We start from the raw sequence: 10,507 nt of genomic DNA, 5'->3' as shown, positions 1-10,507 counted from the left end.
GAGCGAGACCTCGCGACCAAATCGCTCCGCGAGCCTGTCCTCGCTAACTGCGCAACAGGCCCGCAAGGGGAGAAGGAGAGGGCGCTAAGCCAGCGTTCGCTCCACAATATCCCGCAGATCAGCCGACAGGTTCTCAACCTTCGCCATGTCGAGCAACGTCTGCCTCGCCTTGGCCTGCCGTCTAGGCTCCAGCGAGCGCCAGGACCTGAGCGCCGTCGCCAGCCGCGCCGCCACTTGCGGGTTGCGCTTCTCCACCTCCAGCACAGTCTCGGCGAAGAGGCGGTAGCCTTCGCCGTCGGCGCGGTGGAAACCGGTCTGATTGGCGCTGGAGAAGGTGCCGATCAGCGAACGTACCCGGTTGGGGTTGGCGATCGAGAAAGCCGGATGCCGCATCAGCTCGCGCACCTTCTCGACCGCCTTCGCGCCAGGCACGCCGGCCTGGATCTGGAACCATTTGTCCAGCACCAGCGCGTCGCCGCGATAGCGGGCCTCGAAGGCGGCCAGCGCCTCTTCGGCCTCAGCCGTGCGTGGGTGGCGATGCGCCAGCACGGCCAGCGCCGCGGCGCGATCGGTCATGTTGGTGGCGGCGGTGAAGTGCCGCGCGGCGAGGCCCGCGCCACCCGGCTGCAGCGAGAGGTAGTCGAGCAAAGTGTTGCGCAGCGCGCGCCGTCCCGCGCTCGCAGCATCGGGGCTGAACGGGCCCTTGTCGGCAAGCCTGTCATAGAGCGCCGCGAATGCCTCGCGATTAACCTCGCCGATCGTCCGCGCCAGCGCTTCGCGCGCGGCAAAGATGGCGTCGGGGTCGATGCCCTTGCCGATGTCGCGGGCAATGTCGGCTTCAGCGGGCAGCGCCAGCGCCAAGGCCCGGTAGGCCGGCTCAAGCGTCTCGTCGCCGGCAATCCTGCCGGCCAGCGCGGCCAGCTTTGCCGCGAAGGCCGGCTGCTTGCCGCCGAGGATCTGGCGGAAGGCGGCGATCAGCGCGTCGGTCAAAAGCGTGTTGAACGCCTGCCAGCGCGAGAAGGCATCGCTGTCATGCGCCGCGAGGAAGAACTGGTCGTCAGCCTTCTGCTGCACCGAAAGCGTGACCGGCGCCGAGAAGCCGCGGTTGAGCGACACCGAAGGCCGTTCCGAGACACCCGAAAACCGCACCGTGTGCCGGCGCTTGCGGATATGGATGACGCCGTCGTCCACAGTTGCGCCCTCCACGGCCGTCCAGGTGACAGGCTTGCCGTTGGCGCCGACCAGGCCGAAGGCTAAAGGAATATGCATCAGCCGCTTGCGGCTTTCCGACGGCGTTGGCGGCACTGACTGTTCGATCTCCAGGGTGAACTCCTTGGCCGCAGCATTGTGCGTGGAGCTCACAGTCAGGTTCGGCGTGCCGGCCTGGTGATACCAAAGCGCGAATTGCGCGAGGTCACGGCCCGAGACGTCCTCGAACACCGTGAGGAAATCCTCGATGGTCGCGGCCTGGCCGTCATGCCGCTCGAAATAGAGGTCCATGCCGGCACGGAAGGTCTCCGCGCCGAGGATGGTGCAGATCATGCGCACCACTTCCGAGCCCTTCTCGTAGACGGTCGCCGTGTAGAAATTGTTGATCTCGCGGTAGCGGCGCGGCCTGACCGGATGCGCCAGCGGCCCCTGGTCTTCCGGGAACTGGTGCGCGCGCAGCGTGCGCACCTCGGCGATGCGCCTCACCGCCCGCGAACGCTGGTCGGCGGAGAATTCGTGGTCGCGGTAAACCGTCAGCCCTTCCTTCAGGCAGAGCTGGAACCAGTCGCGGCAAGTGATTCTGTTGCCAGTCCAGTTGTGGAAATATTCATGCGCGATGATCGCCTCGATATTGGCGAAGTCGGCATCCGTCGCGGTCTCCTCGTCGGCCAGTACATATTTGTCATTGAAGACGTTGAGGCCCTTGTTCTCCATCGCGCCCATGTTGAAATCGGACACGGCGACGATGTTAAAGACGTCGAGATCGTATTCGCGGCCGAAGGCTTCCTCGTCCCATTTCATGGAGCGTTTCAGCGCGTCCATCGCATATCCGGCAAGCCGCTCCTTGCCGGGTTCGACATAGATGCCGAGCTCGACCTCCCGGCCGGACATTGTGGTGAAGCTGCCCGCCACCTTGCCGAGCGCGCCCGCCACCAGCGCGAAAAGATAGGAGGGTTTGGGGAAGGGGTCGTGCCAGACCGCGTAGTGCCGGCCGTCGGCGAGCGCGCCGCGTTCGACGGGATTGCCGTTGGAAAGCAAGAGCGGCGCCTCGTTGTGCGGGGCCTCGATGCGCACGGTGTAGACCGACAGGATGTCGGGACGGTCGAGGAAATAGGTGATGCGGCGAAAACCCTCGGCTTCGCATTGCGTGCAGTAAACGTTGCTGGAGCGATAGAGGCCCATCAGCGCCTCGTTGCGCGAAGGCGCGATCTCCGTCTCCAGGCGCAGCTCGAAACGCTGCGCTGCCGGCGGCTTCAGGATCGTCAGCCGGTCCGGCGTCGCCTCATAGTCGCCGGCCGCGAGCGCGTGACCATCGATGGCGACGCCGAGCAGCGTCAGCCCGTCGCCGTCGAGCACCAGCGGCGCCGAGGCGGCAATGCCCTCGCGCCGCTCGATGGTGAGCAGCGCGGTCACATGGGTCGCGTCCGGCGACAGGCGGAAGTCGAGGCCGGTCCTCGGGATGAGATAGTCGCAGGGGCGATAGTCTTCGAGCTTGAAGACATGGCCGGTATCGGTGCGCATTCCTTGGGCTTTTCCTGTCGAGGCGGCCAGCCGGCCTGGCTGGTCCAAGAATTTTGAGGGTGCGCGCTCTTTACACGAAAACGGCCATTCGACAAAACTGCGGCATAGGTTGTGTTTCGCAATTCCGGACGGAAAACCGTTACACACTTTTCCTGGAATTGCTCTTGGCCTATTTCGCGGCTTCGTTTCCCGACCATCCCTACGAGGCAAGATGAGCGTCGATCATGCCGTCGGCCACAACACGCTGCGCGGCATCACGCTGAAGATCGTCTCGGTGGCGGTTTTCGTCGGCATGCAGACCTGCATCAAGACGGCCGGCGACGTGCCGGCCGGACAGATCGTCTTCTTCCGCTCCTTCTTCGCCATCTTCCCGATCATCGCCTTCCTGGCCTTCAAGGGCGAACTCGCCACCGCGTTCACGACCAGGCGGCCGTTTAACCATATCGCGCGCGGCGTCGTCGGCGTCGGCGCCATGGGGCTTGGCTTCTTCGCGCTGACCAGGCTGCCGCTGCCGGAAGCGATCACGCTGAATTACGCCCAGCCGCTGCTGGTCGTGGTGTTCTCCTCGGTCTTCCTCGGCGAGACGATCCGCGTCTACCGCTGGAGCGCGGTCGCGGTCGGTCTGGCCGGCGTATTGGTCATCTCCTGGCCGGAACTGACGCTGCTCAATTCCGGAGCGGGCCTCGACGACCAGGAGGTGCTGGGCGTCATGGCCGCGCTGATCGCCGCCGCGATCTCGGCGGTCGCCATGCTTCTGGTGCGCAATCTCGTGCAGACGGAGAAGACGGCGACCATCGTACTGTGGTTCTCGTCCACAGCGAGTGTGCTGTCGCTCTTCACGCTGCCCTTCGGCTGGCAGGCGTTGACGCCGATGCAGGCCGCTCTCCTCGTCGTCGCGGGCTTCTGCGGCGGGCTTGGCCAGATCCTGATGACGGCGGCCTACCGCCATGCCGAAGCTTCGGTCGTGGCGCCGTTCGAATACACCTCGATGATCCTCGGCGTCGTCGTCGGCTATTTCGTCTTCGGCGACGTGACCTCGCTCAACACGCTTGTCGGCGGCGCGATCGTGGTCGCCGCCGGCATCTTCATCATCTGGCGCGAGCGGCAGCTCGGCCTGGAGCGCACGCGCACCAGGACGGCCGCGCCGCCGCAGGGGTAGGTCCGTTCCGTGAATCTCATGCGCCGAGTTCCGTCACCCCCCCCTCTCGCGGCCGCTTTCGTCAACCACCAACGGTGTAGGATGTGCGAGGCGCGGGAGCTGCCAATCTCCCCCCTTGCGGGGGAGATGTCCGGCAGGACAGAGGGGGTGCTGTCCCTCGGCCTTTCTAATTTTGAGCTATTGAGAGCTCCGCTCTTTCGCCAACCGCACCAGCACTGCTCGCGTCTGCTCATCGGCCGGGAAAAAAGATTCGATCGCCAACTCCGATAGGGTGACGTCGAGCGGCGTGCCGAACACGGTGATCGTGCTGATGAAGGAGAGCACCGCATCGCCATGCGCGAGCTTGAGCGGATGGACGATGCCGCTCGGTTCGACCGGCGCCGGGCGGCCGCTTTTCAGCCCGGACGGATAGGTGCGCAATTCGCGCTCCAGCTCGATCAGCACCGGGTCGCCGGTGGCGTCGTTCTGGTGCTTGAGCCGCTCCAGCAGATGCGCGCGCCATTCCGCCAGGTTGACGATGCGCGGCGCCACGCCGCCCGGATGAAGGCTGAGCCTCAGCACATTGACCGGCGGCGTAAGCAGGGACGGCTCGGAAATATCGGCAAGGAACGGGGCGATAGCGGTATTTGCGGAAACGAGGTTCCAATGCCGGTCGACTGCCAGCGCCGGAAAGGGCTCGTGACCCTTCAGCACTGTCTCGACGGCAGCCATCGCTGGCGCCAGCGTTGCGTCGCTAAGCGATTTCTCGCTGAAGCTCGGCGCGAAGCCCGCCGCGAGTAGGAGCTGGTTGCGCTGTCGCAGCGGGATCGACAGCTGCTCGGCCAGATGCAGAACCATGTCGCGCGACGGCTGGGCTCGGCCGCTTTCGACGAAGGAGAGATGCCGCTGCGAGATATCGGCCTCCATGGCGAGGTCGAGCTGGCTCATACGCCGCCGCGTGCGCCACTCGCGGATCAGGCTGCCGGCGGAAGGTTCGGATGTGGTCATGGGAGAGGAGTAGGGCGGCGAGGGGCGCAGTTCAATTACCTTTGAGGTTATAGCTCCCCCTTCTCCCCTTGTGGGAGAAGGTGTCGCCGAAGGCGACGGATGAGGGGTGTTCCAGCGGAGTGAGACGCTGGCATTCCCTGGACCACCCCTCATCCGCCCTTCGGGCACCTTCTCCCACAAGGGGAGAAGGGAAGGGCGCTCACGCCAGCCCCCTCAACTTCGCCTTCACCTCGAGAAAATCCCGCCACGCCAGCTTCTTGTGCGCCGGCGTCCTGAGCAGATAGGCCGGGTGCAGCGTCGGCATCGCCGGAATGGCAATGCCCGATGCGGTCGTGTGCACCCGCCAGTTGCCGCGCAGGCGCAGGATGCCCTCGCTCGTGTTGAGCAGCGTCTTGGCCGATGGGCCGCCGAGATTGATCAGCACCTTGGGATTGACCAGCTCGATCTGCCTTTCGATGAAGGGCCGGCAGATTTCCGTCTCGTGCGGCGTCGGCGTGCGGTTGCCCGGAGGCCGCCACGGAATGACGTTGGCGATATAGGCCGAGTTGCGGTCGAGGCCGATCGCGGCGAGCATACGGTCGAGAAGCCGGCCGGAGCGACCTACGAAAGGCAACCCCTCGAGATCCTCGTCGCGGCCCGGCGCTTCGCCGACCAGCATCAGGTCGGCGTTCGGATTGCCGTCGGCGAAGACCAGGTTCTTGGCCGTGAATTTGAGATTGCAGCCGTCGAAGGCAGCCATGTGCTGGCGCAGCTCGTCGAGTGTTGTGGCGCGGGCGGCAAGCTGCCGCGCCGCAGCCGCTTGTGCCTCGTCGGGAACGGCCGCGGCCGCCGGCACCCGGGCGGGTGCATCCGGAATATTGGCGGCGTCGAGGCCAGATAGGGGCGCTGGCGGGTTCTCAGCTCGTGCCGGGGCATGCTCGGGTGCCGTTCGGCTTTCGGGCGTGGCTTCGCGGCGCGGCGCGGCTGGCGTCCGCTCGGCAGGCCTGCGTTCGGCCGACTTCGCCGCCGCTTCCGCAAACCGGTTGATCGGCGCGTCTTCAAGTGCGTCGTCGACGCCGGCGCTGGCATAGAAGGCGAGCAGTTCGGCGATCTCGGCTTTTGTGTTGGGGGAGGCGGCAGTCATGGCGTCACCATTGTCCGCGCGGCGTCGATTTGCAAGTTGTCAACTCCGACTTGAATACCGGCGTACTTCACCCAGTTGGTATGCGCGGGTCCTGCACGATATAAAACGTCCAGCGCGGCGTGTAGTCGGTGACCAGGAAATCGAAGGTCGCCGTCTTCAGCGGGTCGACCTTGCCGTTCTTGAACAGCAGCTGGTCATAGGGTTCGAACCGGCGGTCGAAATCGGCGAAGTTGCTCGACCAGATGTTGTCGGGCGTCTTGTTGCGCTGGTCGAAGGACAGGCCGTCGCCGAACACGCTCGGCTGGTCGAGGATCTCCTGCAGCTCGAACTGGAACTCCACCCAGGGCAGCGCGCTGTTGTTGAGCACGTCGATGCGCATATACATCACGCCGTTGGCGACCTGGCCGGCCTTGCCGAAGGGCTCGATCGGCTTGGTCGCGCGGATGGTCAGCGTCACCGGCGTCGCCGTGTTGAGCTCCTCCTTGATGATCAGCGGGTCTTCCTTGGTGCCGATGCCGGAAGCGCTGGTGATGCGGAAGCCGCCCAACTCATCGGAGAAGGAATAGGCGCCGGTCGCCCAGACCTTCACCGGATCGGCCTCCGCCGGCAGGGTCAAAAAGAGAAGCGGAAGAACCGCGCGCCAGGCCGCACCTGGCGTGAAGAGTAAGCGCTTCGATGGAAAGCCGGCTGGCTCTGGACTGCGCATGACGCGAAGTATTGCCGATAACCAAGCCGTCGAACAATTAAAAACATGCCGTCGCCGCCTGGCCTGTCAACCAAGTGGCGCTGGCCTATGCTTGGCCATGGTCTCCGCTGCTGCCTTTTCGTAGGGAAAACCGCGACTTTTTGTCGAAATCGGCGTTGTCATGTCAGCGCCGGTTTCGCGTCGCGAATTGATGCGCTATGCAGCGCATGAGCCAGCACAATGCGAGAATGCGGCAAGCTATAGAGGGGTCGATGAGCGATATCGAACGCGAAAGCATGGAATTCGACGTGGTGATCGTCGGCGCCGGTCCCGCCGGCCTTGCCGCCGCGATCCGTCTGAAGCAGCTCAACCCGGACCTCTCCGTGGTCGTCCTGGAGAAGGGCGGCGAGGTCGGCGCTCATATCCTCTCCGGCGCTGTCGTCGATCCGATCGGCATCGACCGGCTGCTGCCCGGCTGGCGCGAGGAGAGCGATCATCCGTTCAAGACGCCTGTCACGGCGGATCATTTCCTGGTGCTTGGCCCGGCCGGCTCGTTCCGCCTGCCCAACTTCCTGATGCCGCCGCTGATGAACAACCACGGCAATTACATCGTCTCCCTGGGCAATGTGTGCCGCTGGCTGGCGATCAAGGCCGAGGCGCTGGGCGTCGAGATCTATCCGGGCTTCGCCGCGGCAAGCCTCGTCTACAACGAGGCCGGCGCTGTCACCGGCGTCATCACCGGCGACATGGGCGTCGAGAAGGACGGCACGCATGGCCCGGCTTACGCGCCGGGCATGGCGCTGATGGGCAAATATGTGCTGATCGGCGAAGGCGCGCGCGGCTCGTTGGCCAAGCAGCTCATCGCCAAATACAAACTTTCCGAAGGCCGCGAACCCGGCAAATATGGCATCGGCCTCAAGGAGCTCTGGCAGGTCAAGCCCGAGAACCACAAGCCGGGTCTGGTGCAGCATTCCTTCGGCTGGCCGCTCGACATGAAGACCGGCGGCGGCTCTTTCCTCTACCATCTTGAGGACAACCAGGTGGCGGTCGGCTTCGTCGTCCACCTGAACTACAAGAACCCCTATCTGTCGCCCTTCGAGGAGTTCCAGCGCTTCAAGACCCATCCGGCGATCGCCGGCACCTTCGAGGGCGCCAAGCGCATCGGCTACGGCGCGCGCGCCATCACCGAGGGCGGCTGGCAGTCGGTGCCGAAACTGTCCTTCCCCGGCGGCGTGCTGATGGGTTGCGCGGCCGGCTTCGTCAACGTGCCGCGCATCAAGGGCTCGCACAACGCGGTGCTCTCCGGCATGCTGGCGGCCGAGCATGTGGCCGGGGCGATCGCCGGCGGCCGCGCCAATGACGAGCTTGCGTCCTACGAAGAAGCCTGGCGCGGCAGCGACATCGGCAAGGATCTGAAGAAGGTCCGCAACGTCAAGCCGCTCTGGTCGCGCTTCGGCACCATCGTCGGCGTCGGCATCGGCGGTCTCGACATGTGGCTGAACACGCTGTTCGGCTTCTCGCCTTTCGGTACGCTGAAGCACGGCAAGGCCGATTATGCGACGCTCGAGCCAGCCGCCCAGCATCAGAAGATCGCCTATCCGAAGCCGGATGGCGTCTTGACCTTCGACCGGCTCTCCTCGGTGTTCCTGTCGAACACCAACCATGAGGAAAACGAGCCGGTGCACCTGATCGTCGGCGACATGGCGCTGCAGCAGCGTTCCGAGCACGATGTCTTTGCCGGTCCCTCGACCCGCTACTGCCCGGCGGGCGTTTATGAATGGGTGGACAAGGACGGCAACGCCGCCGCCGATCCGTCGGCCAAGGACGTGCGCTTCGTCATCAACGCGCAGAACTGCGTCCACTGCAAGACTTGCGACATCAAGGATCCGAACCAGAACATCAACTGGGTGCCGCCACAAGGCGGTGAGGGGCCGGTCTACCAGGGCCTGTGAGCCGCTCCGGCAGGGCCGCTCGGCCGCTCCAACAATGCCGGCGAAGGTCGGTTTACGAGGCATGTGAGCCGCGCCTTATCGGCAGAGACCGTTGAAGCCGGGCGCCGAGTGTGGTCTGCTTCGCCTCCAAACAAGGAGGCGGACATGCGGCGCATCAGCCTGGCGATTTTAGCTGCTGCCGGCATGCTTTCTTGCGGGACTGCCTCCGCCGGCACCAAGCTGACCGTGCATGTGCGCACCTACAATGTCGCCGGCAGGACCGGCGCTGAACTGATCGAGGCGATGGATGGCCTCGGGCCGCGGCACGGCCATGCCACGCGCGCCATCGCCGAGACCGGCTATACCGTGCATTGGGACCTCGACGTGAAACGGGACAATGGCATCTGCCGGTTGCGTCAGGCCACCGGCGCGATCGACCTCACCTACACCTTTCCGCGCCGCACGTCGCCGTCAGGCCCGGTCCTGGGCAGGCGCTGGGACCGTTTCATGGCCGGCGTGCGTCAACATGAGCACACCCACGGCCGCATCGCCAAGCAGATGATGCGGGCGACCGAGACGGCGCTTGCCGGGCTCGAGCGGCCGGATAACTGGTTTTGCACCGGTCTTCGCTGGGACGCCCGGCGGCGCATCGACACAATCTATGCCGACTACGAGGCCAGGCAGAATGCCTTCGACGCGCGCGAGCACCGCGACGGCGGCCATGTCGAAAAACTGGTCAATGCATTGATGGGGAAGAACTGAAAACCCCAGCCCGTTCGCCTACCAAGCAGACGTCAGCTACGCGGCTTGTCCGGCGCCTCGTTCGCCGCCAGCGCCGATTTGTGCTCGTCCTCGGGCGCGTTGCTGTCGGTCGGCAGCGTGAATTCGACCAGCACCGGCAGATGGTCGGAGCCGGTATCCTCCAGCCGGGCCGACGACAGGATCGTCACCCCGCCTTTGCTGAACACCTGGTCGATCGGCAGGCCCGCATAGCGGCGCAGGACGTCGGGCAGCGTCCGGTGGATCCAGGTCGGACCGGCCGACGGCATCAGCGTCATGCCGCTGAGCCGCGCCACCCGCCGCACCGCCGCGCTCCACGGCACGGCATTGCAATCGCCGGCCATGATCGCGGTCTCGCCGAGCCCGGCCAGCGGTTCCGCCAGTTCCCCGATCTGCCAGTACTGCTCCTTCGGCCATGGCCAGCTGAGATGGATCGCTGCGACGTCGACCGGAACGCCGTTGAAATCGATCGTGGCGATGGCCATCGCGCCGCGCGGCTCGCAACGCGGCGCGGTGCCGGCGGCGAAGGGACGGCGCGAGAGCAGCGCGACGCCGAATATGCCGTTCGGATAGTCGCACAGGATGCGGTAGGGGTAGGCGCCGGCAATATAGCCGAGCTCCTTCGCCCACATGCCGGATACTTCGTCGAGCGTGATGACGTCCGGATTGGTCCGGCCGATCAGCGACAGCACCTTCTTCGGCGTCGGATTGTTGAAGCGCAGGTTCATCTGCAGCAGGCTGTAGGTGATGCGGTCGGCCGGCTTTGCGACCGCCTGCTGCGTCGACAATCTGGGCAGCGCGCTCGTCGTCGTGGCGAAGCAGATAATGGCGAAGACCAGCGCCGCGACCGCCTGCAGCCGGTAGGGGCCGGCAAGCAGCAACAGCGCAACCAAGGCCGTCAGCACGCTCAGATGCATGCGGAAATGCGAGAAGGAATCGAAGGCCGGATGCAGCGCGCCGAAGAATCCGGCCAAGAGCGCAGCCGAGCATGCCATCATCGCCAGGACTATCAGCTGAGCCATCATGCTCAAGCGCGCACCGCCCTTAGTCATCTGCTCCGACTGCCCCAGCTTTTCATCCGGACCGCTTATCGGCCAAATTGCGGCCCAAGC

The 10,507-nt window shown here is 65.2% G+C and carries 8 protein-coding genes; 3 read left to right on the top strand and 5 right to left on the bottom strand.

The annotated features are described in order from the left end of the window. Positions 1 to 84: 84 nt before the first annotated feature. Positions 85 to 2,730 carry an aminopeptidase N gene (gene pepN, locus LB565_RS28575; protein WP_224589426.1) on the bottom strand — a complete coding sequence of 882 codons (2,646 nt, stop codon included), beginning with the start codon at positions 2,728 to 2,730 and terminating at the stop codon, positions 85 to 87. A gap of 211 nt (positions 2,731 to 2,941) precedes the next feature. Between pepN and LB565_RS28570 the strand changes: the two genes are divergently transcribed. Next, positions 2,942 to 3,889: a DMT family transporter gene (locus LB565_RS28570; RefSeq protein ID WP_224589425.1), complete on the top strand. Its 948-nt coding sequence runs from the start codon at positions 2,942 to 2,944 to the stop codon at positions 3,887 to 3,889. A 177-nt stretch (positions 3,890 to 4,066) separates the two neighbouring features. Here LB565_RS28570 and LB565_RS28565 read toward each other — a convergent pair whose 3' ends face one another. The 3 genes from LB565_RS28565 to LB565_RS28555 all read right to left on the bottom strand — a co-directional run bounded on the left by LB565_RS28565 (position 4,067) and on the right by LB565_RS28555 (position 6,705). After that, positions 4,067 to 4,876, bottom strand: a complete 810-nt coding sequence (locus LB565_RS28565; protein WP_224589424.1) for a helix-turn-helix domain-containing protein — start codon at positions 4,874 to 4,876, stop codon at positions 4,067 to 4,069. Positions 4,877 to 5,075: 199 nt separating this feature from the next. Continuing rightward, positions 5,076 to 5,999, bottom strand: coding sequence for a uracil-DNA glycosylase (locus tag LB565_RS28560; protein ID WP_224589423.1), 924 nt, complete (start codon positions 5,997 to 5,999; stop codon positions 5,076 to 5,078). A gap of 67 nt (positions 6,000 to 6,066) precedes the next feature. Continuing rightward, positions 6,067 to 6,705, bottom strand: coding sequence for a hypothetical protein (locus LB565_RS28555; protein WP_224589422.1), 639 nt, complete (start codon positions 6,703 to 6,705; stop codon positions 6,067 to 6,069). A gap of 227 nt (positions 6,706 to 6,932) precedes the next feature. Here LB565_RS28555 and LB565_RS28550 point away from each other — a divergent pair, with 227 nt between their 5' ends. After that, positions 6,933 to 8,636, top strand: a complete 1,704-nt coding sequence (locus LB565_RS28550) for an electron transfer flavoprotein-ubiquinone oxidoreductase (RefSeq protein WP_263488689.1) — start codon at positions 6,933 to 6,935, stop codon at positions 8,634 to 8,636. Positions 8,637 to 8,780: 144 nt separating this feature from the next. Then, on the top strand, positions 8,781 to 9,377 hold the full coding sequence (locus tag LB565_RS28545; protein ID WP_224589420.1) for a DUF922 domain-containing protein: 597 nt from the start codon (positions 8,781 to 8,783) through the stop codon (positions 9,375 to 9,377). Between the two features lie 32 nt (positions 9,378 to 9,409). On the opposite strand, the gene LB565_RS28540 is transcribed toward LB565_RS28545, so the two are convergent. Beyond that, positions 9,410 to 10,420: an endonuclease/exonuclease/phosphatase family protein gene (locus tag LB565_RS28540; RefSeq protein ID WP_224589419.1), complete on the bottom strand. Its 1,011-nt coding sequence runs from the start codon at positions 10,418 to 10,420 to the stop codon at positions 9,410 to 9,412. Positions 10,421 to 10,507: the final 87 nt, after the last annotated feature.

The sequence above is a fragment of the Mesorhizobium sp. CA14 genome (genome assembly GCF_020165195.1).
In the GTDB taxonomy this organism is placed as follows: Bacteria; Pseudomonadota; Alphaproteobacteria; order Rhizobiales; family Rhizobiaceae; genus Mesorhizobium.
Note: the sequence above shows the minus strand (reverse complement) of the source record. Positions and strands in the feature narration are given on the sequence as shown.

Bases quoted from the DNA above. Each gene is read 5' to 3' on its own strand.
- pepN (WP_224589426.1), bottom strand. From the start codon at position 2,730: ATGCGCACCGATACCGGCCATGTCTTCAAGCTCGAAGACTATCGCCCC.
- LB565_RS28570 (WP_224589425.1), top strand. From the start codon at position 2,942: ATGAGCGTCGATCATGCCGTCGGCCACAACACGCTGCGCGGCATCACG.
- LB565_RS28565 (WP_224589424.1), bottom strand. From the start codon at position 4,876: ATGACCACATCCGAACCTTCCGCCGGCAGCCTGATCCGCGAGTGGCGC.
- LB565_RS28560 (WP_224589423.1), bottom strand. From the start codon at position 5,999: ATGACTGCCGCCTCCCCCAACACAAAAGCCGAGATCGCCGAACTGCTC.
- LB565_RS28555 (WP_224589422.1), bottom strand. From the start codon at position 6,705: ATGCGCAGTCCAGAGCCAGCCGGCTTTCCATCGAAGCGCTTACTCTTC.
- LB565_RS28550 (WP_263488689.1), top strand. From the start codon at position 6,933: ATGCGGCAAGCTATAGAGGGGTCGATGAGCGATATCGAACGCGAAAGC.
- LB565_RS28545 (WP_224589420.1), top strand. From the start codon at position 8,781: ATGCGGCGCATCAGCCTGGCGATTTTAGCTGCTGCCGGCATGCTTTCT.
- LB565_RS28540 (WP_224589419.1), bottom strand. From the start codon at position 10,420: ATGATGGCTCAGCTGATAGTCCTGGCGATGATGGCATGCTCGGCTGCG.